Genomic DNA, 26,332 nt, shown 5'->3' on the forward strand with positions numbered 1-26,332 from the left:
ATGCTGGCTCAGTTCTTTATTCGTCGTCCGGTTTTCGCCTGGGTAATCGCCCTGTGCATCATGATGTTCGGCATCCTGAGCATTAACAGCCTGCCGGTGGCGCAATATCCGGATGTGGCACCGCCGCAAATCAGTATTCAGGCAACCTATACCGGTGCTTCTGCTGAAACGCTGGAGAGCAGCGTGACTCAGGTCATTGAGCAGCAGCTTACCGGGCTGGATGGGTTGCTCTATTTCGATGCCACCAGCACTGCCTCCACCGGCCAGGTCAAAATCAACGTCACTTTCCAGCAGGGAACCGACCCGGATATTGCGCAGGTTCAGGTGCAGAACAAGGTTCAGCAGGCCGAGAGCCGCCTGCCGACCGCAGTCACGTCACAGGGTGTGACCGTGCAGAAAGCGCAGAGTGACTTTTTGCTGATCCTGGCGCTGTACGATAAAACCAATAAAAGCAGCTCATCAGATGTCGCCGACTATATGGTGAGTAACATGGAAGACAGCCTGGCGCGTGTGCCGGGAGTAGGCAGCGTTCAGGTATTCGGTGCTGAATATGCGATGCGTATCTGGCTCGATCCCGCCAGGCTGACTTCCTTTTCTCTGATGCCTTCCGACGTCACAACGGCACTTGAGAGTCAGAACACTCAGGTCTCCTCTGGGCAGTTAGGGGCACAACCCGCCAGCAAAGAACAACAGCTGGTGGCGACGGTCCGTTCACGATCCCGACTGCAAACCCCCGAGCAGTTCCGCAATATCGTGCTGAAAAGCCAGGCGGATGGGTCAGTAGTACGACTGAGTGATGTCGCACGCGTTGAGATGGGCAATGAAGATTACAGTTCTAACGTTCTGGCCAACGGTCATCCTGCATCCGGTATTGCCGTGCAGCTGGCGTCAGGTGCCAATGCGCTCTCAACCGCCGAGCAGGTTAAAGCGAAAATTAATGAGTTTCGCAGCACTATGCCTGCGGGCTATGAGATCGCTTATCCGCTCGACAGCACCGATTTCGTTAAAATCTCCATTGAAGAAGTGGTGAAAACGCTCATCGAAGCGGTGATTTTAGTGGTCATCGTGATGTTTGTTTTCCTGCAAAACATCCGTACTACGCTCATCCCGGCGATTGCTGTTCCGGTCGTGCTGCTGGGCACCTTTGGCGTGCTGTCCCTCTTTGGCTACTCGATTAATACCCTCACTATGTTCGGGATGGTGCTTGCCATCGGCTTACTGGTTGATGACGCGATCGTCGTAGTTGAAAACGTCGAACGTGTGATGCGTGAGGAGGGCTTACCCCCGCGTCAGGCGACGGAAAAATCGATGAAGGAGATTACCGGTGCGTTGATTGGTATCGCGATGGTGCTCTCAGCCGTGTTCCTGCCTATGACCTTTTTCAGCGGCTCAACGGGTGTGATCTATCGTCAGTTTTCAATCACCATTGTTTCATCGATGGTGCTGTCGGTGATTGTGGCGCTGACGCTGACGCCCGCACTCTGTGCCACCCTGCTTAAACCGCATAATCACGAAAGCGGCAGCACGGGCTTCTTCGGCTGGTTTAATCGCAGCTATGAAAGAGTCCAGGCACGCTATCAGAATGGGGTTGGTCATGTTGTGAACAGTTCAGTTCGTTATCTGCTTCTGTATGGCGTGCTGTTGATCGGCTGTGCAGTGCTTTATATGCGCCTGCCCACGGGCTTCCTGCCTACTGAAGACCAGGGGTATATCATGGTGCAGTATCAGCTTGCTCCCGGCGCCACGGAAAACCGGACAAGTGACGTGCGTCGTCAGGTTCAGCACTACTTTGCCACCCAGGAGAAAGATAACGTCAACGTCAGCATGCTGGTCAACGGCTTCAGTTTTGCGGGTAATGGTCAGAACGCCGGTATTGGCTTCATCGCGCTGAAGAACTGGAGTGAACGGGAAGGCAGCGAAAACAGTGCTGATGCCATTGCAGGCCGCGCGATGAAGGCGCTGTCGGGCATCCGCGATGCGCAAATTTTTGTACTCACGCCCCCGCCGGTTTCCGGGCTGGGTCAGTCGAATGGCTTCACCTTTGAACTGCAGGCGCGCGGGGCGACCAGTCGCGACGAACTGCTTAAGTTGCGCGATCAGCTGATTGCCGAGGCCAATAAGGATCCCGACCTCAGTGCCGTTCGCGCCAACTCACTGCCGAGCCTGCCACAGCTGGACGTCGACATTGATGACGCTAAAGCCCAGTCGCTGGGTCTGACGATCAGCGATATTAACAGCACCTTAAGTGCGGCGATTGGAGGGAGCTACGTCAATGACTTCACCGACCGTGGTCGTGTGAAAAAAGTCTACATACAGGGGGAACAGCAGTTCCGCAGCAAGCCGGAAGATATTGATCAGTGGTATGTGCGCGGAACGGACAGCAGCAGTAACACTACGATGGTGCCGTTCTCATCCTTTGCCTCGATGAAATGGGCGTATGGTCCGGATGTCCTGTCACGTTATAACGGCCTGGCGTCTTACGAAATTCAGGGTTCGCCGGCCTCCGGCAAAAGTTCGGGGGATGCTATCACCGCGATGGAAAAGCTGGTGGCGAAGTTACCCGTAGGAAACACCTTTGCATGGAGTGGCCTCTCGTATCAGGAAAAACTCTCTGGCAATCAGGCAATGTCGCTCTATGGCATCTCACTGATTGTGGTGTTCCTGTGCCTTGCTGCTTTGTATGAGAGCTGGTCAATACCCTTTTCGGTCATGATGGTGGTGCCATTAGGCGTGATCGGTGCCCTTCTGGCGACGACGCTGCGCGGACTGGAAAACGACGTTTATTTCCAGGTCGCGTTGCTCACTATCATCGGACTCTCGGCGAAGAACGCCATTCTGATCGTGGAATTTGCTGAAGAGCAATATCGCAAAGGAGAGAGTCTGGTCAGGGCCGCGACGCATGCAGCAACGATGCGTTTGCGTCCCATCATTATGACCTCACTGGCCTTTACTGCTGGGGTGCTGCCGCTGGCTATCTCGACAGGCGCGGGCGCGAACAGTCGTATCGCCATTGGTACCGGCATTATTGGCGGGACCTTAACCGCAACGCTGCTGGCCATCTTCTTTGTTCCGCTGTTCTTTGTGCTGGTCCGCCGTCTGTTTCCGGCCAGACCGCATGAGGAAACACAGTCTTCAGAATCCGCAGTAAGGGTAAAAGAATAATGACAATGTCTGCAAAATGTTTAGCGGTGTTTTTGCCCTGCTTTCTTGCGGGATGTGTTTCGCTCGATCCTCATTATGTCCGTCCAGATAATGCCGTAGTTGCCGCAACCCCGAGCGGGGAGGCTTACCGCAACCTGCAACAGAACGCGATTAATTATCGCGATGTGGGCTGGCAGGATTACGTGCAGGATCCCCGGCTTCGTCAGGTTGTCGCAATGGCTCTGGACAATAGCCGCGACCTGCGGGAAGCCGTGGCAAGTGTGAAGTCTGCACATGCACAATATGGTGAGCAGCGGGCTAATCTCTTCCCCACGCTCAGCGCCGATGTGAGTGGAACCCGCTCTCGCGCACTCACAGGGGAGGGTAATCAGACTGCATTGGGCAACAGTTACTCTGCAGAAGGGAATGTCAGTTCATTTGAGCTGGATCTGTTTGGCAAAAATCAAAGCCTGTCACGCCAGCAGTATGAAACCTATCTCGGCACGCTGGAAGGGGCGCGAAGTACGCGCCTGACCTTACTCTATAACACGGTGGATTACTGGTTACAGCTGGCGGCCGACCGCAGCAATCTTGAGATTGCGAAAGAGACAGCAGAGAGTACGCGCCAGTCACTGGAGGTGACACGCAAACGTCTGCAAAATGGCGTGGCTTCAATGGTGGATGTCGCTTCAGCAGAAACCACCTGGCAGTCTGCACTGTCAGATGTAGCCAGCTATACCACCAGCGTGGCGCAGGATAAGAATGCCCTGGACCTGGTTGTGGGTAAAAGCGTGCCTGATAATCTGCTGCCGCAAAACATCGAATCTGTTGGTCAGGCATTGCGTGACGTGCCGGCGGGTGTTTCATCTGAAGCCTTGATTAATCGTCCTGATGTCTTACAGGCTGAGCATAACCTGAAGGCAGCAAATGCCAATATCGGTGCGGCGCGTGCAAATTTCTTCCCGAGCATCTCACTGACGGCGAGCGGTGGCGTCGGCAGTTCCGATCTCTCTTCACTGTTTAAAAACGGAGCAGGGATCTGGTCTTTTGCGCCCACCATCTCGCTGCCGATCTTTAAAGGTGGCTACAACGTTTCTTACCTGAACTATACCAAAGCGCAAAAAGAGTATTATGTGGCAGTGTATGAAAAGGCGGTGCAAACCGCTTTTCAGGAAGTCGCAGATGCTCTGGCTCGTAAGGGCACCATCACAGATCAGCTGAACAGCCAGCGCAACAATGTTGCTGCTTCACAGACATACTATCATCTGGCCGATCTGCGTTATCAGAATGGGGTGGACACGTACCTGAATGCGTTAACCGCTCAGCGTACGCTCTATACCGCCAGAACCAGTCTGGTCAGCGCTGAGCAGGCGTACTATCAAAATCTGAACACGTTTTACAAGGTGATGGGCGGCGGCACGGCGTTGCAGGAGTCGCAACTGAAAATGTAAAAAAGGGTGCGCATTCAGGCGGGAATGCGCACCCATGTTAAAGCGTAATCTCAGCGTAAATTTCAGGAGATGAGAAGGTGAAATCATCATATCTGATGTCTGAATTTCTGGCTGATATGTTCTCGCACCCCTGCCTCGGTTATCATTGGAGAATTAATATCAGGGCTAGTGTGACGTCAGTTAACAGGAGGTTATTTGAGCAGGTCAGACAGTAAGGATTTCCTGCAGCAGCGACAGCAGCAGATCATTTCGGCAGCGAAAAACTGTTTCAGTCGCTCTGGCTTTCATGGTGCCAGCATGGCTGACATAAGCCTTGAGTCAGGTCTGGGTGCCGGGCAGATTTATCGTTATTACAGTAGCAAAGAATCAATTGTCAGTGAGACGATAAAAAGTATCGCAGAAAACTGGCGAATGTTTTTACTTAAAAATCTTCAGCTACAAACCAGCGTCTCAAATATTATCAATACGGAATCCGACTTCTGGCGGGACTGGTCTTTCAGGGATCGTTGTTTACTGCTGGAAATGTATTCAGAGGCATCACGTAATAAATCAGTTCGCGCGTTGCTTGCACATGAAGAACAATTGCTTTTTACAGAGCTGGAAGAGGTTTTTAAGCGGCAGATGCCAGCAGCGACCCCTGAAGAGCGTAGTGACCGTATTCAGTTTTTGCTGATGCTGGTGGATGGTGTGGCCTGTCGTACGTTTGGCGACAAACACCTTAGTCAGCAGGAGTTAGCGCGGATTAACACCCTTCTCGCCGGCCATCTTTTCTCGTGAGTCAGGCGACACCGTTCTGATTAATGTCATGACTGATGACATCCAGGAATGACATCACGCGGCCATCGATTTCACGCTGTTTCATATAGCGGCGAATAATCATACCGTCTATGATCAGTGACATAATATACAGGCGTGTCTGGATAATCTCAGCATCCAGCGACGGATTAAGCACCTGCTCCTGAGTAATAAAGTTCTCTTTCAAAGTCTGCCAGGCATCGTAAATAATCTGACGGATCCGCTCATTACGTGTGGCTTCTGCAGATATATCAATGAGCAGTACAATGCTTTTTTCAACGTCGACTGACACAACGCCGTGCGCAGAATGGGCGACGTTACCTGCATGAGCAAGATTGTCGAGAGCCTCTTTGAGTGAATCAATCATCCGTTGCACCACGTTTTTAATCAGTGCTTCGATAATCGCTTCTTTATTTTTATAATATTTATAAATCAGACCGACGCTGACATTTGCCTGTCGGGCTATATTCTGAACCGATGTCTGATAAAAGCCTTTCTGTCGCATGCAGTATTCTGCTGCCTCAAGAATTTCCTCGCTACGATTCATAATAACACTCACATTATAAAAATATTACTCTACCTCCTTTCACTTAGCATGGCTATACGTCGACGTTCCCGACTCCCGCATGGCCTGCCGCTATCCGTATGTGCACGTTACGCGCAGAGCCTGATAATCAGCAGGAATCGGCCATTGTGGCGATGCGATCAACACGGATTGAGTCAGGTCTGTTTCAGATATTTATCCCGCAAAAGCGAATGCCGGAGATGAATGTGATTTAGCGGTGACCACTCTGGTGCAGTCGCTCACTCCGGTACGCTCTCCATTCTTCCCAGCATTTTTCAGGATTGATATCAAAGTATCCGCGGCATTCCGCCATTGTAAAAGCAACATCACGCGCTACTTCAATACAGGTGGCACTATTTTTGATGCTGCTGACTTCCTCCTCTGTAAGCGGGCTTCCTTTCTCATTCTCTTTGTTCAGCAAGAGTGGAATGAGGGCAGGTATATAAACGGGGCTCATTATTTATTTTCCTGATGGTTAAATATCACGCTGTTACTAATAACCGAAATCACATAGCTCCTTAATGACGAGCTGTACATTGCAGTTGCTCAGTAACACCGATCCAACGTCGTTCTTTGGTCGACAGGCTCAGCAAGCAATAATTACTTCCAGGGCAGAGAGGCAAATTTGGGTAATCTGGCTGGCCATCAGCAAAGCTGAACACCTCGCAGCCCGGGTTATTCGGTTCTCTTCGTTTCCTTTACTACATTCTCGACAGCTGGCGCGATATCTTCAGCCAGAAAGTGAATATTTTGATCATGACTTAATCAACACCGGACTATCCTTATGCCAGGAGGTGCCTATGTGTGGACGGTTTGCGCAGTACAGTAGCCGGGACGATTACTTCGACTCTCTGGGACTGAAGCCCGATGAAATCATTTATGATCCGGAGCCGATAGGGCGTTTCAACGTTGCGCCAGGTACCAACGTGCAGCTGCTCAATGAGCGGGACGATGAATTTCACCTGGACCCGGTTTACTGGGGCTACGGTCCTGAGTGGTGGAATAAGCAGCCGCTAATCAACGCCCGAAGTGAAACAGCCCCAACCGGGCGTATGTTTAAGCCGCTATGGGAGCAGGGACGCGCCATTGTTCCTGCCGATGGCTGGTATGAGTGGAAGCGTGAGGGTGACAGGAAACAGCCATACTTTATTCATCACAAAGAAAAGGAACCGCTGTTTTTTGCCGCTATTGGCCGGGCGCCTTATGGTAAGGACCATGGACAGGAGGGATTTGTTATCGTCACTGCGGCGAGCAATAAAGGCATGGTTGATATTCATGACCGCCGGCCACTGGTTTTACGGGCGGACGCGGTTCGGGAGTGGCTCAGTGTTGAAACCTCATCACAGCGGGCGCAGGACATTGCCCATGAAGCCGCATTACCCGAGAAGGATTTCACCTGGCACCCTGTTTCAGCCAAAGTCGGGAACATCCATAATCAGGGCGAGACGCTTATTAAAGAGATAAATCCTGAAGGTACCTGAAGCGCAGGTCAGATATGCACAACGCAATCTGCGATATTGAGCGTTAGTGATTGTCATCACTTAGAAAACGTTCAGCTTAATGACGTTTTCGATCGCTCATCTTCACACCAAACACACAAAAGCCCAGCAAATCTTTAGCCTCATCTTCCACCCGGGTCACCATGACCAGATCGGACGACCCGTCGGGCAGCACAACCTCATAAGGTGGATAAGGGAGTCCTTTCAATCTGAATTCCTGCAGCCAGAGTAGTTTTTCCGCCTGTGACGGAATAACTTCATAAATATATTTATGGATAAGATCCTGCGGAGCCCAGCCGACCCGTTCGGCAAACGTGTCGCTGGCATCAACAATCACTAATTCCGGATTAAGAAAGCAAATGGACGTGCCGGGAATCGCATACATGGATGAAATCTGATGTGCTCGCTGATCGAGGGAAAGACGCGCAACCCGCCGGAGAGATCCTTTATCCGGTACTGCATTAAGCATCCGGCAGCTTTCCGCTCCTGAGACCGGCTTCCCGAACAAATAGCCCTGCGCATAGAGGCAACCTATCCCCCTTAGCATTTCAGCCTGTTCTTCGGTTTCCACGCCCTCCGCGATCACATCCATATCAAGGCTCCGGCCCAGACCGGCAACGCTGGAAATGATTTTGCGGCTGTCTTTTTTGTGCAGCATGGAGCGAATAAAACTGCTGTCAATTTTAAGCGTGTTAACCGGTAACTGAATCAGCCAGGCGAGGCTGGAATAGCCTGTTCCAAAATCATCCATTGCTATCGTACAGCCCATACCCGACAACGCTTCAATCTCCGTCCGGGCGGTATTGATGTCATTTAACAGGGCTGTTTCAGTAATCTCAATCTTCAGCCTTGCGAGATCGAACTGAAATTCACGGGCTGTATTCCTTATAATTTCAGTAAGATACCTGCCATCAAGCTGTGAAGGAGAAACGTTCATTGATAAAAACTGCTGTTCTGGCCATGTGGCAGCAACTTTGAAACCCTGTGCCATAAGGCTGAGCATCAGCTCGTCGAGCAGACCACTTCGCTCCATAGCCGGAATGAAGTCTGCTGGAGGCGTAACAATACCCTCCGGGGATATGTGCCGCGCGAGCATCTCAAACCCCATCACGCGCAAATCTTCCAGAGAAACTATAGGCTGAAAAAACGGGTGAAACTCGCCCAGCTTAATACGCTGCTGCAGAAGTTCGCGCGTTTCATCATTCTTGACACCAGGTTTCATTTCATTCCCGTAAATACATGATTTTCAGCCTGTTAACGATAATGTCTCTGCAAATCAGGCTTTATAAACTCAGCGAACTCTGTCGACAGTCGCATACTGGTTTAATCTTTTTTTCAGCATAATCATTATGATAACCAGTTTCATATGACGGCTTATCTCAATGCTGGCTTACTGTTTAATTCGGCAATATTTTATTACATTCGCTGTGTGTTCATATCTTATGCTGGCGAGTAAGACTACTTACTCACTATCGTTATCGGCCTTGAATTACTTTTCATTACATCGTAATAGCATGACATCGACGCGGGTATTGACCCACATTCAAAATGGTCGCTTAGCTTATAGCAGATGAATAAGATTTAGTGGGAAAAAGTTACCTATAATCGTTTTGATCATAAACAGGGTAAATAACGATGCAGGCTGACAGTGAATATTAGAAAAGGTAATGAGTTCCAAAATCGTAAAAAAGATAAAGGTTTTAATCATTGAAGTTTCAATGTGTGCACAACTGTTAAATAATGAGGTTTCTTAATGACCATTCATATCGTCATCCCGGATGATTATCAGTTTGCCACTCAAAAACTGGATTTTCTCCACAGTAATAACAACTTTCACTGCGCTGCACTGGGCGATCTCAGCAGAGACCCGATGGCAGATGCACAGCTGTCATTGGCAGAAGCATTAATACTTATCCGCGAAAGGACTGTCATTGACGAAGCCTTTCTGCGACGCACGCCACACCTTAAATTGATCAGTCAGACGGGTAAGCTGGCGAGAAATGTTGATATCGATGCCTGTACACGGGCGGGTGTTGCCCTTGTGGAAGGGAGTGGCTCCCCGGTTGCCCCTGCGGAGTTAACGTGGCTGTTGATCATGGTCTCCTGCCGAAAATTTGTCTCGTCGGTCAATGCAATGGCCGAAGGGCACTGGCAAACAGAAACCGGATCTGCGGTTCACAATCAGGTCATCGGCATTCTGGGCTATGGAAAAATTGGTAAACGTCTTGCTTCCTATGCCGCCGTTTTTGGCATGCAGGTGCAGGTATGGGGAAGTCTCCGTGCGCAGGAAGAGGCACGAGCAGACGGATGGACGGTTCCGGAAAGCCGTGAGCAATTTTTCGCCACCAGCGATGTGTTAACCGTGCACCAGCGACTGGTGGCTGCGACGCAAGGCAACATCACGCCAGCCGATCTCGCGCTGATGAAAACTGATGCGTTATTTGTGAATACCAGCCGGGCTGAACTGGTTTATGACGGCGCGTTGCAGAATGCCCTGACACAGGGGCGGCCTGGATTTGCGGCACTGGATGTTTACGAAGAGGAACCGCTTTACAACACCCGGCATCCTTACCTGCAGATGCCGAATGTACTGTGTACACCACATCTGGGATATGTTGAAAAGGCCAGCTATGCGCTCTATTTCAGAACGGCATTTGATAATGTTGTGCGTTATTTTAGCGGTGACAGGTCGCATGTGATTAATGGCTGAAGCTTTCAGGGAGATAAATTTTGCAAGCTGTCAGACTATCTAGTCGCTCAGTGCCAGATTAATTCTGATTATAATTCAAGAAGATAAACTTAATCAGAGCGAAGGGGGCGACCACACGTATAGTATTGTGTACAAAAGTGTCATGCTCAAAATGCTTATTGTCTGCAAAATAATCTTAGCATAATGGAGTAAAGATGGCCGTCGATGATAATGCCCTAATCTCTTTGCCAAAACGCATGCAAATACAGCCTGAATTTTTGCAGTTGATTAAATCTGTGGTCGCAAAGCTCACTCTCTGCTTTCCTGAGCTTATACATAGTTTATACGTTTTTGGGAGTGTGGCTGAAAGCAGGGCAAAGGTTGTTAGATCTGATCTGGATATGACGATCATTCTCAGGTATGAGACCAATCAGGCTGATAAAGAGCAACTTGCTACTGTTCAGTCAATGCTTGAAAAAGCTAATCCAGTTATCAGCAAAATTGATTTTGATTATGGTCATTTGGAAGAAGTGCTCGATCCTGAAAATTTACTCAGTTGGGGATACTGGCTTAAACATCACTGCCACTGCGTTTATGGCGAGGATCTAAGCCGCTGCTTTCAAGCCTTTAAACCTTCAAAAGCTATTGCCTTAGCCGTGAACGGTGATTTTTTGCAGGTTGTGGACAGTCTGCTTAGTCAAATCAATACCTCTTCTGATACGCATAAAAAGCTGCAACTCCAGCGCTCGGCTGCGCGAAAAATTGTCAGGGCAACTAATATCCTTCGAAAAGAAGGGGAGAAGGATTGGCCCGACACACTCGATGAATATTCCTCCAGATTTAATGCACGGTATCCGGGTTTTTCAGAGGAGATGGATTACTTAATTGAGATGTGCCATCAACCCTCAGGAAGCGTAGCTGTATTCGAAAAGCGGCTTATGGCCTTTGCCCGCTGGCTTGATGTCGAGTCTCATCACTATAAAGCCTGAAATTTTGTCAGCCAGCTTTAAGGACTTTAATTATTTCCGGTTGTCTGCTTTAATTAGGAAAAACATCTTCGATTTATTCATAATCAAATCCTGATATTGTCTCTGAAATTAGTTTCACGTTGATTTTTTTCGGCATTCAATCATTAAGGGATGTATGCTAATAGCGCAAATTTCAGATATTCATGCTTCTTCAGATAATGATCACTTATGCCGGTTTGACCGGGTTTTGACGTGGCTCACCCACCTGAAACCTGACGTACTGGTGCTAACTGGTGATCTGACAGATGGATACTGGCAGGAAGGTTATACAAAGATTGCAGCGCTTCTTGATCAGCAGAGTTATCCTTCTTTCGTACTGCCGGGCAATTCAGATGATCGCAGCTTAATGCGTTCGGTGTGGGGTAATAACAAATGGGCGTACGACTGTCCTGTTGAAGCTATGCACTTCTCGCATCATGCTGGAGATCTGCGTTTAATCGGCCTGGATTCAACGGTAGATGCACAGAAGCATGGTTGTGTTTCGGACCGTCTCGAATGGTTGTATAAACAATTCAACGATGCTGATGCCGCCCCAGCATTGCTGTTTATGCATCATCACGTAGTTGAATCAGGTATTCCCACACTTGATGAAACGATCTGCGGAGGCGGGGACAAGTTGGAAGATTTCATCAGACGTAATCCTCAAAGCGTGCTGGCTGTCTGTTCCGGGCATGTTCACCGATCTATAGCAGGCACGTTCGCGGGTATTCCAGCGTATATCTGTGGCTCTATCTGCCCTGCCAACCCTGTGTGGTTTGGAACACCAAATGTTCCTCCTGTAAGTGATCCTCCCGCGTTAATGATTCACCGCTTCGTCAGTAATATTCTTACCAGCTATCATGTCTGCGTATAATTAATGATTAAATCTAAGGTATTGCTGCCCGTAATATTAGCTTTAATAACTTCAGTCCGGTGAACATTATCCCGTATTGAGCTGATTACTTCCTGTTTCTGCTCCATACCTGACTCTGGCTGTCGGCAGTTGCAACAAAAAGCGTATATGCTTTCATTGGTCCTTATGATGAGGAGTATTACTAATGAGAACGCCTGATTATCCCTCGCAGGATTCAGATAAATGGGCACAGGTAGACGCCTGGTTTTCCGAAAAACTCGTACCACAGGAACCTGAGCTGATTAATGCTCTTCAAAACAACGTTAAGCAGGGATTACCGACACACGATGTCTCTGCTCTACAGGGAAAAATGCTGTCCATCTTTATCCAGATGTCACGCGCTGTGCGCGTTCTGGAAATTGGCACGCTTGGCGGTTACAGCACCCTATGGATGGCCAGGGCTTTGCCGCCACATGGAAGCGTAACAACGATTGAGTTCAATAAACATCATGCACAAGTGGCCCGCCAGAATATAAGCAATGCCGGGCTGACTGAACGCGTGATGCTGCACACGGGTACTGCACTGGATATCCTGCCCACTCTGAAAGGTCCCTTTGACCTGATTTTTATCGACGCCGATAAGGTGAATAATCCACATTATCTGGAATGGGCAATCAGATTATCACGTGCAGGTAGCGTTATTGTGGGTGACAACACGGTGCGCGGCGGCAGCATTATTGATTCTGAAAGTGATGATCCAAATGTCATCGGCCTGCGAAATTTTATCGAGATGATCTCTGAGGATAAGCAACTTGATGCCACGGCGATTCAGACCGTGGGTGAAAAGGGCTGGGATGGGTTCGTAATAGCTATCGTCAGGACGGTATAGGTCGTCTCCAGAAAAATCAAAGTTATCACAAGCTCATAATATTTACTTTCCTGACAAGCCTTTTCCTGACGCTATTCTTAGTGGTGCAGTTTTATGATATTAAAAGAATTCGCTCTTCACTCCAGTCCGGCCAGATAGCAGCCCGCCAAAATTAAAAGGCGCCTGAGCGCCTTCACTTCCATCTCACATGCCTTTGCGATAGGGATCTTTAACCAATGCTACGGCAAGCGCGCCAGCCAGTAACACGGCGGAAACTGCCAGCAGCGCCCACATAAACTCACCGCTTGACTGCCGGATGAAGCCAATAAGGGACGGCCCGACAAAACCGCCCAGGTTTCCGACAGAGACAATCATTGCTAATCCGCCTGCGGCTGCGCGTCCTGTCAGAAAACCGGAAGGCAGCGCCCAGAATGAAGCCTGGAAAGCCAGAATGCCGCTTACGGTGAAACAGAGCGCAATCATCTTGATAACCGGTTGATCCACGATGGCACTCGACGCCAGTGCAACAGCAGCAATAACCAACGCCGCGCTGATCCACCGAATGCGGTTGCCGGATGCATTGGCCCGCTGTGCCCAGAGCAGCATCCCGACCGCGCCACAGATATAAGGTAACGCGGTCAGGAAACCGGTGGCGGTATGACTGACGCCCATCTGCTTAATGATCTGCGGCATCCAGAGGCCCACGCCGATAGAACCGACAATGCCGCAGAAGTTAATAAAGGCCAGCAGGTAAAGCAAGGGATTACGCAGCGCATCGCGCATGCTGGAACCGTGCGCCTTCTCAATTTTCTGCTGCTCATTCTCCAGTCGCCTGGTCAGCAATGTTTTTTCCGCATCAGTTAACCAGTTTGCCTTTGCCGGACGGTCATTCAGATAGAACAGGCAGATAATGCCCAGGATAACCGCCGGGAAACCTTCCAGCACCAGCAACCACTGCCAGTTACGGATGTGCTCATGCCCGGTGATTTGCATCAACATCCCGGATAACGGCGCGCCGATGATATTCGCTACAGGGATACCCACTAAAAAGGCTGCCGTAATTTTTGCGCGCCAGGTTCCGGGAAACCAGTAGGTGAAGAACAGATAGATACCGGGTGTAAATCCGGCTTCGGCCACCCCCAGACAAAAACGGGCAAAGGCGAAGCTTGTGGGCCCGGTGACGAAGGCGGTCGCCATGGAGATGATTCCCCATGAGATCATAATGCGGGCGATCCAGATACGTGCGCCCACCTTTTGCATGATGAGGTTACTTGGCACCTCAAACAGGAAATAGCCAATAAAAAACATCCCGGCTCCGAACCCGAACTGCTCAGCTGTAATCCCCAGATCGGCATTCATGCCGAGAGCAGCGAAGCTGACGTTGGTGCGATCCAGATAACTCACAACATAACAGATGAAAATAAACGGCAGGATACGACGGAACGCTTTACTTACGGCCCGTTCACTTTGGTCAAAATCGATTTGATTCATTGCATCATGGGGTTCAGACCCGGCTTCCGTCTTAACAGGTGAGTCAGCGCTTACAGATTGCAGATTCATGGGTGCCTCCGCTGCGTTCAGAAACGCAGAATTATTCTCAAAGAAATTCGGTGGAAATAAAGGGCAATGGGTGACCGGGTGTTTTCATCGGGCAGGTAAGAATGCTGCCGCTTACCGATTCGGTAATAAAAAGCTGTTGCAGGCTTTCGCCACCAAAGCAGAGGTTGGTCGTGGAGCGCCCGGCAGGGCTGGTGAGAATTTCTGCGGGCTCAGCCAGATCGTTAAGCAGCCAGATGCGACCCAGACCAGGGTTGGCTATCAACAACTCGCCATTGGCGTTCATAGCCAGTCCATCAGGACCGCTGGGACCGTGTGAGGTAAAATATTGACTGACTTTGCTGACTGAACCATCACGCTGAAGCGGTACGCGCCAGATGGCATTGCCGCGCGTCATCGCGACGTAAAGTACTTTTTCGTCCGGGGACAGAACCAGTCCATTCGGGCTTGGGCAGTTATCCAGCAGCATATCCAGTCGTCCGTTCTGGCTCAGCCGGTAAACACGACCGGTGGGATCGTGTAGTCCTGTTTGCCCCTGATCGGTGAAATAGAGGTTCCCCTGGCTGTCGGTGGTTAAATCGTTAACACCACGGAAACTCTCGCTATTACGGCGAGCCAGCCATGGCGACACGCTGTGGGTTTTGAGGCAGAGTTTCATGATCCCATGACGATAATCCGTAATCAAAAGCGTATCCGGATCGGCGAGTTTCATGCCATTAGGTTCGCCGTCATATTGCACGACGAGCGCCCAGTTGCCTGTCATATCAACCCGGAATATGCGGCCATAGGGAATATCGGTCAGATACAGACAGCCTGAAGGATGCCAGACCGGCCCTTCAAGGAACGAGTCGGTAAGCTGTCCCCCGCGATTCGCGACGGCCCAGACATTGTTGCTATCCGGTAAGCGAAAACGGTCAGGCAGGCGGGTAAAAACTGATGTCTGCCTGACCTCGGCCTGTGTCAGGGACATCATAAAATAGCGGCCCTTTCATCTGGTCCATTACTCACGTTCACCAGTGAAGGCATACTTCCTTTCATGCCATCGCCCGATAGTCCGAAAGAGCCATAAATTCTGCTTTTTTGGCCAGACTTATCAATAATTGCGATCTGATATTCTTTGTTATGACGGTCGTAATCAGTGCGTTTATGCATAACACAATAATTGTTTAAGGGTTTTTTATAAGCAGACATAGCAATTCTCACGTTTTGTTTTACTTGATACAACAATGTTGTACATGATGAAATTACTATATCTGCCTGCTTCATGAGGGTGCCAGTGTTGCGAGATTGTTTGTGATGTAAATTCGATGTGACTCACAATTCCGTGAAAGTGGTCCAGATGAAACGAGAAGGCGCAGTTTTGGAAAGCGAGACAGAAATATGCAATATAAGCCTGCGGCTTTGATTAACGACTTTAAGGCTGGATCACCTTTTGAATTAATCAAGGTTTCCAGCGTCGTGAGCTTAGCGGGGTTCAGTTTGATGAAAGCTTTAGCCTGCCGGGTCAAACGGGAATAATCTGCCAGAAGAATAACGTTATGCCTGTGGACTTAAGCCCACAGGCTCAATTGTTATCTCGTTAACAACGGTGGAATGGACGGGACTTCGGGCGCATTATCAATATCACTTTGTGTCATACGAAATGCTTCAGGATAGTGTTCTCGCTCTGTTCTTCTTGCCGGCTCGGTATTACGCCAGGTATATAAACAGTGCTGACATTGATAAACAATCCATACGTCTTTCACTGGTGAGGTCGCCATGGTTTCAATGTGCTCATCAGCACAACGTGGACAGATCATAACTTCTCCTTAATGACGATTGCTTAACAGGGCTGTCAGTTTCTCAACCCAGGCGGCGGTTTCAGGCAGATCTTTGACCGGCTGGCTATAGTGGCCGCGATTATCCGGTGAGACGGGTGTCGTTGCATCTATCACCAGCTTATCGGTGATGCCTGCCGGGCTTGAACCCGGATCTAATTCCAGAACTGACATGTTTGGCAGTTGTACCAGATCACCCGCAGGGTTGACCTTAGAAGAGAGCGCCCACATCACCTGAGACAAATTAAAGGGATCAACGTCCTCATCGACCATGATGACCATCTTTACGTAGCCCAGGCCGTGTGGAGTTGTCATTGCACGCACGCCGACTGCACGGGCAAAACCGCCATAACGTTTTTTGGTTGAGATAATGGCTAACAGACCGTGTGTGTACATGGCGTTGACAGCCTGTACCTCAGGAAATTCAGCTTTCAGCTGCTGATACAATGGCACGCAGGTGGCTGGCCCAATCAGAAAGTCGATTTCGGTCCACGGCATACCAAGATAGAGTGACTCAAAAATGGGTTTGGTGCGGTATGAAACTTTATCAATGCGAACTACCGTCATATTACGGCCACCTGAGTAGTGGCCGGTGAACTCCCCAAAAGGACCTTCTATTTCGCGTTTACGCCCTTCGATTACCCCTTCAAGAATGACTTCCGAACCCCATGGAACATCGAAACCTGTGAGAGGTGCCTTTGCAATCGGATAAGGCTTTTCACGCAGAGCGCCTGCCATCTCATATTCAGACTGGTCGTATTTAAGTGGTGTGGCGCCCATCAGCGTAATGATGGGATCATTGCCCAGAGTAATGGCGACGGGCAGATCTTCGCCTCTCTCTTCGGCTTTATGCAGGTGCAGGGCGATGTCATGCATCGGGACGGGCTGTAGCCCAAGCTTACGCCTGCCTTTAACCTCCATGCGGTAAATGCCGACGTTTTGCTTACCGAAATGCTGAGGATCAAGCGGATCGCGTGACACAACGCACGCTTTATCCAGATAGAAGCCCCCATCACCGTCGTTAAGTCTAAAGAGCGGTAGAATGTCGAACAGATTGATCTCATCGCCATCCACCGTATTCTCGGACCAGGGAGCATTTTCACGTCTCTCAGGTGCTATGGGAAAGGTGTCCCAGCGCTGAATAAATGTCTCTATCTGCTGCTTGACGGGGGTATTCGGCGGAAGCCCCAGCGAAATGGCATGGTTTTGCCATGAGCCTATGGTGTTCATCACCACATGGGCATGACGAAAGCCTTTTATTCTTTTGAAAGAAAGTGCGGGCGCACCGTCACCGATCCTGCCGGTTGCATTTGCCGCAGCCGCGATATCAGGTTCAGGTAACACTTCCTCATCAATTTCAAGAAGCTGCCCCTGTTCATCCAGAGCCTTCAGAAAACTACGCAGGTCATCAAAAGCCATTTTTTTCTCCCTGATGATGGATATGTGAGGATTGTTTAATACCTTCCCAGCGACGAGCTCTCGGTGAGGCGAGGCCAAACTGATCGAGAACACGCGCTACCACGTGGTCAATCACGTCGTCGATCACTGCCGGGTGATTATAAAAAGCGGGCATGGGCGGGATCATTGAAACGCCCAGGCGTGAAAGTGCGAGCATATTTTCAAGATGGATCGTGCTGAGTGGCGTTTCCCGGGGGACCAGAACCAGTTTTCTGCCTTCTTTGATCGTGACATCAGCGGCTCGACCGATCAGTCCTTCAGCGTAGCCAGACCGGATACCGGCTAATGACTTCATACTGCAGGGAATGATGATCATCCCGTCAGTATGAAAAGAGCCGGATGAAAGGGTCGCGGCCTGATCAGCGGGTCCGTGTACAAAGTCAGCCATATCCATAACTTCGCGTGCTGAATAGGGCGTTTCGAGTTCAACCGTGGTTTTTGCCCATTTGCTTAAAATCAGGTGGGTTTCAACGTCTTCGATCTCCTGCAGGATTTTGAGTAATGCGACGCCCAAAGGTGCACCGGTTGCGCCTGTCATGCCGATGATCAATCTCATAAGATGTACCTCAGTTATGGTTCGTATACGAACGAATTAGACCGTACACTTGCGACAGTCGCGGCGCAACAAGTTTATAGCGTGACTATTTCAAAGCTAATTATGCAGTATCCTGTGCCAATGATTTTTCATCTCTTAATGTTATGATTTAACATCGAGCGACCAGCAGCGGAGAAGAACGGGAATGAAAGGCGTATGAACAATGATTTAGGCAACCTGTTTTTTCATCTTTCCCGGCAGCTTCTTCAGGAACATACAGCTATGTGGCAGCAGAACCTGCCGGATCTCACTAAACAGCAGTTTGCAGTGCTGTGCGCAGTATCAGCCAAACCAGGCATTGAGCAGATGGAATTAATGGAAGCAGCGCTGAGTTCGAAGGCGACGCTGGCAGAATTGCTGGTTCGCATGGAAAAAAAAGCACTCATCAGGCGCGAGGAAGGCGAGAAAGACAGACGCCGGAGATTTATTACGTTAACTGCAGCGGGCGAAAAAATTTTGATAAAGGCGATGCCCCTCGCCGATAAAGTAGACTCGCATTTCCTTAATCGGCTGGGGCAAAATCAGCAGAATGAGCTGGTTTACCTGATGAAGACTCTGCTTAAGCAGAGCAATAAATAATCCCATTAAAATTTCTCAAGATATTACCGCTGCAGGATCGCTCCGCTCACATCGAAAAATATGATGCATCCGTTTGCGATCCGAGCCGGGACAGGAAATAACTGCACAATCTTCATTATTTACTGGTCTACTCAATACAAGAAGAGGATTCAGGAGAATGCGGGTGGTCAGGTTTTTGTGAGGTGGTATTACGGATATGGATTACTTAGCGTTTAATTAAAAGTGAAAAGAAATTTTCATCTTTCTGTGTTTTATTTCAAAACTATCCGGCTACTCATTTTCTCAAAACAGTGCGGGGACTGGGAGATGCATGATTGCCTTCCTGGACTAAAAACTGCATGGCTAACGGTTATTAAGCGGCTGGTTTTCAACGACCTGATCGATAACTGATGCTACAGCGAGAGATTGTTTTGCAGCGTTTTTACACTTCATCAGCCTATTTTTACGCCATTTTTACGGGCCTCCCGGTTTAATTAACGGCACCGGGCGCTTGTGCGCCTCTTATTGGAAAGCCGTGAATGAAATGCATCAATAAGCCCTGGTCCATACCGGGCTGCCACGAGGCGGCATTAGCCGATCTTGCTGAGCAGCAGCGCCTTCGCCTTATTTCGCCCCGCAAGTGGTTCCGGGATGCTATTGAGGCCAGTACCAATCCGTCACTGCTGAACTATCGTCTGATTGCGCAATGGCTGGGCATAACGATCCCCGACAGCCGCGCGCTGATTCTGGCTCTCAACAACAGCCTCTGCTTCGGGCTTTATCGTAATGGCCGACAAATCGGTTTTGCGCGGGTTGTCACTGACATGGCTGAAACCTGGGTAATCCGGAATCTGTTTATCTCGCCGGAGTATCGCTTTGTCGGGCTTGGATCATGGCTGCTGCACTGCTGTCTTTCTCATCATGGCGCCAGAGGCTGCCGCCGTATTATTGCCATGGGTGAACCCGTGCCGGATTTTTTTGAGCGTAACGGATTCATCGCCTTTCCCTCACTGCCTGGCGTCTGGGTGACGACTCTGCACGATGGGATTAATGATTCAATCTGCGCCAGAAGCGCCAGCAGGCATTAAGCGGATAGGGCGCGCATTCATGAGCGGTTTTCTCCAGTTTATCCTCCGACCTCAGCTTAACAGCCGCAGGCTGCCAGGCTTGATCGCCTGTCCACAGCCTTCAATCAGGGAACACACCATGTCAGGCCTTATCCTTGTTTCTCATAACCAATCGCAACGCTCGACGCTTACTGCAGTTTATAACGGGATACTCTCCCGGCTGGGCGGCTTCTGGATTAGCTGGAATGGTGAAAGCACGGTTATCTCTCAGGATGCGTCAAGAGCCTATGTTGCGAAGCAGCACGATCAGTATGAAACCGTGACCTTCCCCTATACGCCGGGCGAGCTTAATGAGGGATACCATAATTACATTCATAAAGGGCTCTGGCCTGTTTTCCACCAGCGTCCGGATATGGCCCGTTTTTCCACCAATGGATTTCAGGAATATAAAAACATTAATAAAGCCTATGCGCGGGCCATCTGTGAAAATGCCACACCAGACGATGTTATCTGGATTCAGGATTATCACCTGCTGGGCTGTGCCGGCTACATCCGCGAAGAGGGCCTGCCCAATTCAGTCGGCATCTTTCTGCATCAGCCTTTCCCGGCTGGCAGAATGTTTGAAACCATACCCGAATGGCGCTGGTTTACAGAGTCGCTGCTGTGTTGTGACCTGATTGGCTTTCAGACCGCGCAGGATATGAATAACTTCCTCGTCTGGCTGGAGAGCGGATTCCGGCTGGAGCGGCTGGAAGCGCACAGCTTTCGTATTCATGGCCGGATTATCAACGTTGGTGTGTTTCCGGTCGGGATCGACCTCAACGATGTTGAGTCTCTGCGTGAGAGTAACAGCTGCGCCTTTATGGAAATTCAGTGTCGCGAAAGTCTGCCCGAAAATAGCGTGCTGAGCGGCGGTCATCTTGATGAGAGTTCAGGACTGCCTTATCGAATCAGCACGCTGGAGGTGCTGCTGCGGAGGCATGATTGTTACCAGAAAAATATCACGCTGTTGCAGCTTGCGCCGCCGGCAGCCGGACACGCACATGATGCGTCAAAACTCGGTCACGCTCTGGAAGCGCTATGTGGAGAACTTAATGGTGTGCATGGCACCATGAACTGGTATCCGGTGAACTATCTGACTCACGCTTACAGCCGGGAAGAGCAGGCCGGTATCTATCGTGCCTCACGCGTTGCGCTGGTCACGCCGCTCATGGCGGGCATGAGCCTGATGGCCAAAATGTACGTCGCACTGCAGGACCCGAAAAATCCAGGGGTGCTAATCCTGTCGCAGTTTGCCGGTGCCGCCGGGCAGATGGACGGTGCCATCATCGTCAATCCTTATGATCCTGATGCTATGGCCAGTGCGGTCCATCGCGCCCTGCAGATGCCGTTACACGAACGGCGCTGTCTGCACGCCCGTCTGATGAAAGGCCTGCATATGCACAACAGCCATCACTGGGCTGCGTCATTTTTGCGGATGCTGAACAACGTGCCTGCTGACCCGGAAGCGTTGCCGCCGCAGGCGACTTTTCCACGACTGAGTAGTAGCCGCGCGAGGTACTGATTTTTCAGTCAGGATAAAAGTCTTTCAAAAGACGGTGCTGGAGAAGATAAAGCCTGTCTCATCATTTTATAATATGGCTCCCGAACTGTCGCAACCGTTCGTTAATGGCGATCAGTTCAGGGAGATCTTCTGGCGTTAACAGATCAAGAAAATTTCGTCGCACACTTGCAGCGTGCACCGGTCGTGCTTTGTCGAGGAGCAGGCGACCCTCGTCGGTAATGCTTACCGAAATACCTGATGGACTGTTACGGTTTCGGTGTACAAGGCCCCGTGAAGACATACGTGAAAGCTGGTGTGAAAGCCGGGACTTGTCCCACTCAATGTACTCCTGTAGTTCACGCTGAAGGAGTCCTGCATGCGGATTATTGCTGAGCTCCATAAGAATCATGAAATCCGGACCGGACAAGCCGGTGGCTTCACTGATATCCCTGGCGATACGCCCCGTGATAATGGCTGCCAGTCGGCGATATCCGCGCCATGCCAGCCACTCTTCGTCTGAAATCTCAGTGGAATTCTTCATTTAACCTGTCCTGATGTTGATGTATCAACTTTATGGTTATAGAGTATACGATTTACTGCATTGAGAAAAATCATGCCTGACAACATTTCTATTGCCATTATCGGCGGGGGGCCTGCAGGACTCACTGCGGCAGTCATACTCGAGCAGAATGGCTTTGACGTCACAGTATTTGAGGAAGCGTCCGCTGACTCTGACCGGAGTCAGGGTGGATCACTGGATTTGCATCCTGATAGTGGTCAGGAAGCACTGCGCAAAGCTGGCTTACTCCAGCAGTTCCGGAAAATTGCAAGGCATGAAGATCAGCAAAGCCGAATGATTAACCACCGTACTTGAGAAACGGAGGAGGATACACACACGCCGGAAGGTGAAATAGATAAACCTGAGATTGATCGCGGCGAGCTAAAAAATCTTCTTCAGGGGGCACTATCACCCAAAACCATTCAATGGGGTCATAAACTTCATTATGTGGATTATGGCCTGAGAAAAAATCATGGACTGATGTTCCGAAACGGCAGCCGCTATGAAGCTGACATTGTTATTGGAGCCGACGGGGCCTGGTCACGGGTCAGAGCTTATCTTACGCCCGAACGCCCACGCTATTCGGGCATAACCTTTTTTGAGGGGTGGATTAATCAACCCTCAGGACGAATCGATAGTATTGCAGGAAAAGGAACCGCTTTCAGTTTTGGCGGCTCTGAGGCTCTGATTACACAACGTAATGGAGGCGGACGGATTTGCGTTTACGCGGCCATGAAGCGTGACATTGATGTTATCGATCACAATCTCGCGCGACAGGATATGTCCTCTTATGTACGCACAAGTTACCAGGGCTGGGATTCCTCCCTGCAGTCCGTCCTCAGCGCAACCGGTGAGTATGTCAGACGTCCGATTCATAGCCTGCCTGTGGATTTTGGCTGGGCACCGCGTCCGGGCATCACGCTCATCGGAGATGCGGCTCACCTGATGCCACCTGTCGGCGTCGGCGTCAATCTGGCAATGCTTGATGCTTCTGATATAGCTCTTGCTGTAAGTGAAGCATCGCACCCGCTTAACGGTTTACGTCATGCGGAAAACCTCATCATGGAACGCGCACGCGACATTATGCTGGCGGCAATATCGGGATTTCAGGACTGGTTTAGCGAATAACAATAAACTGACAGGTCATACAGAGGTGAACTGGCATGCTATGAAAATTATCAAATCAACAACCGCTGAGGCTTAAGTCAGACATGAAACCAAACCTCAAAGCGTCGCCATCATTGACGGAAAATCACTCACCAGTTTATCCACGGCCAGTCTGACTTTCAGTGTGAGGTGAGGCGTACGCGGCCATACTGCATAGACAGGCCAGCTTCCAGCCGACCGGTCTTTTAATATTTCTGTCAGGCTGCCAGTCGCAAGTTCTTCCCGTACAAGCCAGTAAGGCAGTAAGGCGATACCACCGCCAGCTACAGTAATGTCTCTGACCGCCTGCATATCATCCATTGTTAATCTGGCTGGAGGGATTAAATCTGTTATTTCATCCTTTTCATTTTTAATCCGCCACTTAAGAATGCGTCCGGAACGGATGTAAGCCACGGCGGCGTGCTGATTCAGTTCATCCGGTGAAATCGGCTGGCCTGCATCCCGAAGATATTCAGGTGAGGCGCAGAAAACCATGCTATGAGAGCCAAGATACCGTGCGACAAGACTACTGCTGTCAGACAGTGCGCCGATTCGTACGGCCAGGTCAAATCCCTCATCCTGCAAATCCACTGGCCGATCGCTGAACGATATTTCCAGTTCAAGTCCGGGATGTTGTTTCGCCAGCGTCAAGAGGATGGGTGACACACACATTTGTCCAAGCAGGACCGGCACAGAAACTCTGAGCTTTCCGCTTACCTGAAGCTTACCGCCTTCCAGAATATCTTCTGCCCTGTTGATCTCATCCAGCGCCCGACGGCAGGATTCATAATAGAGCGTGCCCTCAGCAGTCAGGCTCTGGCTGCGGGTTGTGCGGTTGAAAAGCGTAACGCCAAGCCTTTCTTCAAGTCGGGAAATGGTTCTAGCAACGGCTGAGCGTGTGACGTGCAGTTTTTGAGCTGCCTGCGAAAAACTCACCGACTCCGCGACAGCCACAAAAACAGGAATAGTATTCATCTCGCTTTTCATATTGTCGCCAATGAGGAATCAATAACCGGAAATACTATCGCCACTGTCAAATAAATAGCAATGCTAGAATCCTGACTATGAAATATTAACCGCAGGAACCACAATGAAACGCTGGACATCAGACCAGCCTGGTCGTCAGAACCTGAAAATGATTTCAGCAGAGATCTCTCTGCCAGGGCAGAACGAAGTGCTCGTCCGGGTCAGCGCCGTTTCACTCAACTTCCGGGACAAGGTCATTATTGAAGGTGGAATGGGTAACGGGATGCCGATGCCTTTTACCCCAGGATCGGACATGGCCGGTGTGGTGGAGGCTGTCGGGCCGGGCACAACCCGCTTCAGTCCCGGAGAACGTGTTATCTCCACCTTTTTCCCGGACTGGATAGACGGAAAACTTCCCAACACTGCCAGAAATCCGCGCTACGACACCACAGGCTATGCGTTTCAGGGAGTACTTGCTGAATACGTGGTCATGAATGAAACGTGGCTGGTTAAGTCACCGCAGTCGCTTTCTGATACGGAAGCCAGCACGCTGGTCTGTGCAGGCCTGACAGCCTGGTTTGCACTGGTTGAACGTGGAACGTTGCGGGCTGGCGAAACCGTACTGATACAGGGAACCGGCGGCGTGGCGCTTTTTGCGTTACAGATTGCAAAAGCGGTGGGCGCTGAGGTATTTATCACCTCATCCAGCGATGAGAAGCTGGAAGCTGGAAGCTGCGAAGGCGCTCGGTGCCGATTACGGTATTAACCGTAAGAAGGAGGATTGGGTCGACGCGGTTCATCGTTTGACCGGCGAACGTGGCATCGACCACGTTGTGGATACTGTAGGGGGAAGTAACGTTGCCGATTCTATTCGTGCTGTGGCTTCTCATGGACGAGTTTCGCTGATCGGCATGATGGATAAAGACGATATCACTGTTTCCGGATCGATGCTGCTGCTTAAGTCACCCACCGTGCAGGGCATTGGTGTGGGTCACCGCCGTGCGCTTGAAGATCTCGTCAGGGCTGTTGACAGTATTAAACTGAAACCGGTTATCGATAAAAGGTACAGCTTCAGCGAACTTACGCAGGCACTGGATCAACTCGACAATGGTGCGTTTGGAAAAATCGTTATCAATGTGGGCTGACCTTTATGAATCAGGTTACACACGGCGAGGGGGGCGTAAACACTGGATTCGCCTGTTAATGATTAACTGGGGGGCAAGAGAGAAAACGGCTCACGCTGAGCCGTTTTCCGTACTGAATCGTCAACTTTCAGCATTGACTATTTATCGACTGCGTCGGCCACCAGTTTTGCTGCACTGGCCAGTACGTCTTTGCGTGTGGCCGCATCTTTATCGTGCTGTGTAAAGTAAGTGGTGAGGATGACAGGTGCGTGATTTTTTGGCCAGATAACGGCGATATCATTTGTAGAACCGTAGTCTCCACTGCCTGTTTTATCTGCCACAATCCAGTCGTCCGGAAGACCTGCTTTAATACTGTCAGAACCGGTAGTATTCCCCTTCATCCAGTCTGAAAGTTTCGCTCGCTGCTCTTCCTTAAGCGCCGTACCCAGAACCACTTTTTTAAGGCTTTCAGCCATCGCTGAAGGTGTCGTTGTATCACGCTCATCGCCGGGGATGGCGGTATTAAGCCCCGGCTCGTGTCTGTCCAGACGAAAATCCTTATCGCCGATTGTCCGGGCGAAGTGCGTGGCCTGCTGCGGACCACCCAGATAGGAAAGGAGTTTATTCATCGCGGCGTTATCGCTGTATTGCAGCGCCGCGGCACTCAGCTCAGCGACTGACATATATGAGCCTATATGCTTCCGGGTAACAGGGTTGTAATTTACCATGTCACTTTTACTAATATGAATTTTCTTATCAAGCAGATGAGGGTCACGTTCATTTTTCTTTAATATCGCTGCAACCGCCATCACTTTACTTGTGCTGCAGAGTGGAAATCTTTCATTGCCACGCCATGCATATTTCGAATCATCCGATGTGTCAATGACGGCCAGGCCGAGTCTTCCTCCTGATTTATTTTCAAGTGTTTCAAGCTGGCTCGTCAGGGTTTGCTGGTTAAAAGCAGCACAGGCTGACACAGAACAACCTGCTGTTGCGATCAGTAACAGGCTGGTCAGACTTACTTTAAAATTTACCATCAGGAATCACCTTGTTCTGAGATTAATAACATCATGG

Annotated in this window: 25 protein-coding genes and 1 pseudogene; 14 read left to right on the top strand and 12 right to left on the bottom strand. The window is 50.1% G+C overall.

Annotated elements, in window-relative coordinates; translation table 11 throughout:
- The 3 genes from BY447_RS21435 (at position 1) to BY447_RS21445 (ending at position 5,369) form a co-directional block, all read left to right on the top strand.
- Positions 1 to 3,162: an efflux RND transporter permease subunit gene (locus tag BY447_RS21435; protein ID WP_110332172.1), complete on the top strand. Its 3,162-nt coding sequence runs from the start codon at positions 1 to 3 to the stop codon at positions 3,160 to 3,162.
- Positions 3,162 to 4,592, top strand: coding sequence for an efflux transporter outer membrane subunit (locus tag BY447_RS21440; RefSeq protein WP_110332173.1), 1,431 nt, complete (start codon positions 3,162 to 3,164; stop codon positions 4,590 to 4,592). Before BY447_RS21435 ends, BY447_RS21440 begins: the two co-directional genes overlap by 1 nt.
- Positions 4,593 to 4,787: 195 nt before the next feature.
- A complete protein-coding gene (locus BY447_RS21445) occupies positions 4,788 to 5,369 on the top strand; it encodes a TetR/AcrR family transcriptional regulator (RefSeq protein ID WP_013196386.1) in 582 nt (193 codons plus the stop codon).
- A gap of 1 nt (position 5,370) precedes the next feature.
- Here the strand turns inward: BY447_RS21445 and BY447_RS21450 are convergent, their stop codons facing one another.
- On the bottom strand, positions 5,371 to 5,934 hold the full coding sequence (locus BY447_RS21450) for a TetR/AcrR family transcriptional regulator (protein WP_013196385.1): 564 nt from the start codon (positions 5,932 to 5,934) through the stop codon (positions 5,371 to 5,373).
- Positions 5,935 to 6,163: 229 nt separating this feature from the next.
- A complete protein-coding gene (locus BY447_RS21455) occupies positions 6,164 to 6,409 on the bottom strand; it encodes a hypothetical protein (RefSeq protein ID WP_110332174.1) in 246 nt (81 codons plus the stop codon).
- Positions 6,410 to 6,752: 343 nt separating this feature from the next.
- Between BY447_RS21455 and BY447_RS21460 the strand changes: the two genes are divergently transcribed.
- On the top strand, positions 6,753 to 7,433 hold the full coding sequence (locus BY447_RS21460; RefSeq protein ID WP_110332175.1) for an SOS response-associated peptidase family protein: 681 nt from the start codon (positions 6,753 to 6,755) through the stop codon (positions 7,431 to 7,433).
- 76 nt (positions 7,434 to 7,509) lie between these two features.
- Here BY447_RS21460 and BY447_RS21465 read toward each other — a convergent pair whose 3' ends face one another.
- Positions 7,510 to 8,673 (bottom strand): EAL domain-containing protein, encoded by a 1,164-nt coding sequence (locus tag BY447_RS21465; RefSeq protein WP_110332176.1) that lies wholly within the window; start codon positions 8,671 to 8,673, stop codon positions 7,510 to 7,512.
- A 531-nt stretch (positions 8,674 to 9,204) separates the two neighbouring features.
- Here BY447_RS21465 and BY447_RS21470 point away from each other — a divergent pair.
- The 4 genes from BY447_RS21470 (at position 9,205) to BY447_RS21485 (ending at position 12,889) form a co-directional block, all read left to right on the top strand.
- Positions 9,205 to 10,161, top strand: a complete 957-nt coding sequence (locus tag BY447_RS21470) for a D-2-hydroxyacid dehydrogenase family protein (RefSeq protein ID WP_110332177.1) — start codon at positions 9,205 to 9,207, stop codon at positions 10,159 to 10,161.
- Between the two features lie 194 nt (positions 10,162 to 10,355).
- On the top strand, positions 10,356 to 11,129 hold the full coding sequence (locus BY447_RS21475; protein ID WP_110332178.1) for a nucleotidyltransferase domain-containing protein: 774 nt from the start codon (positions 10,356 to 10,358) through the stop codon (positions 11,127 to 11,129).
- A 154-nt stretch (positions 11,130 to 11,283) separates the two neighbouring features.
- On the top strand, positions 11,284 to 12,021 hold the full coding sequence (locus BY447_RS21480; protein WP_110332179.1) for a metallophosphoesterase: 738 nt from the start codon (positions 11,284 to 11,286) through the stop codon (positions 12,019 to 12,021).
- A 184-nt stretch (positions 12,022 to 12,205) separates the two neighbouring features.
- Positions 12,206 to 12,889 carry an O-methyltransferase gene (locus tag BY447_RS21485; protein WP_013196379.1) on the top strand — a complete coding sequence of 228 codons (684 nt, stop codon included), beginning with the start codon at positions 12,206 to 12,208 and terminating at the stop codon, positions 12,887 to 12,889.
- Between the two features lie 183 nt (positions 12,890 to 13,072).
- On the opposite strand, the gene BY447_RS21490 is transcribed toward BY447_RS21485, so the two are convergent.
- From BY447_RS21490 to BY447_RS21515, 6 genes are all read right to left on the bottom strand, one after another.
- A complete protein-coding gene (locus tag BY447_RS21490; protein WP_013196378.1) occupies positions 13,073 to 14,428 on the bottom strand; it encodes an MFS transporter in 1,356 nt (451 codons plus the stop codon).
- Between the two features lie 37 nt (positions 14,429 to 14,465).
- The gene (locus BY447_RS21495; RefSeq protein ID WP_110332180.1) at positions 14,466 to 15,398 is read right to left on the bottom strand and encodes an SMP-30/gluconolactonase/LRE family protein; all 933 of its coding nucleotides are present in this window, start codon (positions 15,396 to 15,398) and stop codon (positions 14,466 to 14,468) included.
- Positions 15,395 to 15,691 (bottom strand): hypothetical protein, encoded by a 297-nt coding sequence (locus BY447_RS21500; protein ID WP_146211011.1) that lies wholly within the window; start codon positions 15,689 to 15,691, stop codon positions 15,395 to 15,397. Before BY447_RS21500 ends, BY447_RS21495 begins: the two co-directional genes overlap by 4 nt.
- Positions 15,692 to 15,996: 305 nt before the next feature.
- Positions 15,997 to 16,224 carry a non-oxidative hydroxyarylic acid decarboxylases subunit D gene (locus tag BY447_RS21505; RefSeq protein ID WP_013196376.1) on the bottom strand — a complete coding sequence of 76 codons (228 nt, stop codon included), beginning with the start codon at positions 16,222 to 16,224 and terminating at the stop codon, positions 15,997 to 15,999.
- A gap of 9 nt (positions 16,225 to 16,233) precedes the next feature.
- The gene (locus BY447_RS21510; RefSeq protein WP_095707854.1) at positions 16,234 to 17,661 is read right to left on the bottom strand and encodes a non-oxidative hydroxyarylic acid decarboxylases subunit C; all 1,428 of its coding nucleotides are present in this window, start codon (positions 17,659 to 17,661) and stop codon (positions 16,234 to 16,236) included.
- Positions 17,651 to 18,256 carry a non-oxidative hydroxyarylic acid decarboxylases subunit B gene (locus tag BY447_RS21515; protein WP_033784770.1) on the bottom strand — a complete coding sequence of 202 codons (606 nt, stop codon included), beginning with the start codon at positions 18,254 to 18,256 and terminating at the stop codon, positions 17,651 to 17,653. The genes BY447_RS21510 and BY447_RS21515 overlap by 11 nt, the downstream gene beginning before the upstream one ends.
- A 195-nt stretch (positions 18,257 to 18,451) precedes the next feature.
- Between BY447_RS21515 and BY447_RS21520 the strand changes: the two genes are divergently transcribed.
- From BY447_RS21520 to BY447_RS21530, 3 genes are all read left to right on the top strand, one after another.
- Positions 18,452 to 18,874 carry a MarR family winged helix-turn-helix transcriptional regulator gene (locus BY447_RS21520; protein WP_107320292.1) on the top strand — a complete coding sequence of 141 codons (423 nt, stop codon included), beginning with the start codon at positions 18,452 to 18,454 and terminating at the stop codon, positions 18,872 to 18,874.
- Between the two features lie 518 nt (positions 18,875 to 19,392).
- Positions 19,393 to 19,941 (top strand): GNAT family N-acetyltransferase, encoded by a 549-nt coding sequence (locus BY447_RS21525; protein WP_110332182.1) that lies wholly within the window; start codon positions 19,393 to 19,395, stop codon positions 19,939 to 19,941.
- Positions 19,942 to 20,059: 118 nt separating this feature from the next.
- Positions 20,060 to 21,484 carry an alpha,alpha-trehalose-phosphate synthase (UDP-forming) gene (locus BY447_RS21530; RefSeq protein WP_110332183.1) on the top strand — a complete coding sequence of 475 codons (1,425 nt, stop codon included), beginning with the start codon at positions 20,060 to 20,062 and terminating at the stop codon, positions 21,482 to 21,484.
- A gap of 61 nt (positions 21,485 to 21,545) precedes the next feature.
- On the opposite strand, the gene BY447_RS21535 is transcribed toward BY447_RS21530, so the two are convergent.
- Complete coding sequence (locus tag BY447_RS21535; protein ID WP_110332184.1) at positions 21,546 to 22,004, bottom strand: MarR family winged helix-turn-helix transcriptional regulator; 459 nt, start codon at positions 22,002 to 22,004, stop codon at positions 21,546 to 21,548.
- A 72-nt stretch (positions 22,005 to 22,076) separates the two neighbouring features.
- Between BY447_RS21535 and BY447_RS23585 the strand changes: the two genes are divergently transcribed.
- Both BY447_RS23585 and BY447_RS23590 read left to right on the top strand, forming a co-directional pair.
- Positions 22,077 to 22,337 carry an FAD-dependent oxidoreductase gene (locus BY447_RS23585; protein ID WP_323859526.1) on the top strand — a complete coding sequence of 87 codons (261 nt, stop codon included), beginning with the start codon at positions 22,077 to 22,079 and terminating at the stop codon, positions 22,335 to 22,337.
- Between the two features lie 132 nt (positions 22,338 to 22,469).
- Positions 22,470 to 23,150, top strand: a complete 681-nt coding sequence (locus tag BY447_RS23590) for an FAD-dependent monooxygenase (RefSeq protein WP_323859527.1) — start codon at positions 22,470 to 22,472, stop codon at positions 23,148 to 23,150.
- 96 nt (positions 23,151 to 23,246) lie between these two features.
- On the opposite strand, the gene BY447_RS21545 is transcribed toward BY447_RS23590, so the two are convergent.
- Positions 23,247 to 24,155, bottom strand: a complete 909-nt coding sequence (locus tag BY447_RS21545) for a LysR family transcriptional regulator (protein WP_110332185.1) — start codon at positions 24,153 to 24,155, stop codon at positions 23,247 to 23,249.
- Between the two features lie 103 nt (positions 24,156 to 24,258).
- On the opposite strand from BY447_RS21545, the pseudogene BY447_RS21550 reads away from it, so the two are divergent.
- Positions 24,259 to 25,279 (top strand): annotated as a pseudogene (locus BY447_RS21550) (zinc-dependent alcohol dehydrogenase family protein).
- 137 nt (positions 25,280 to 25,416) lie between these two features.
- On the opposite strand, the gene bla reads toward BY447_RS21550, so the two are convergent.
- Positions 25,417 to 26,295: a class A beta-lactamase gene (bla, locus tag BY447_RS21555; protein ID WP_110332186.1), complete on the bottom strand. Its 879-nt coding sequence runs from the start codon at positions 26,293 to 26,295 to the stop codon at positions 25,417 to 25,419.
- Between the last annotated feature and the right edge of the window lie 37 nt (positions 26,296 to 26,332).

Origin of the sequence: Pantoea sp. JKS000250 (assembly GCF_003201065.1) — a bacterium.
GTDB classification, from domain to species: domain Bacteria; phylum Pseudomonadota; class Gammaproteobacteria; order Enterobacterales; family Enterobacteriaceae; genus Pantoea; species Pantoea vagans.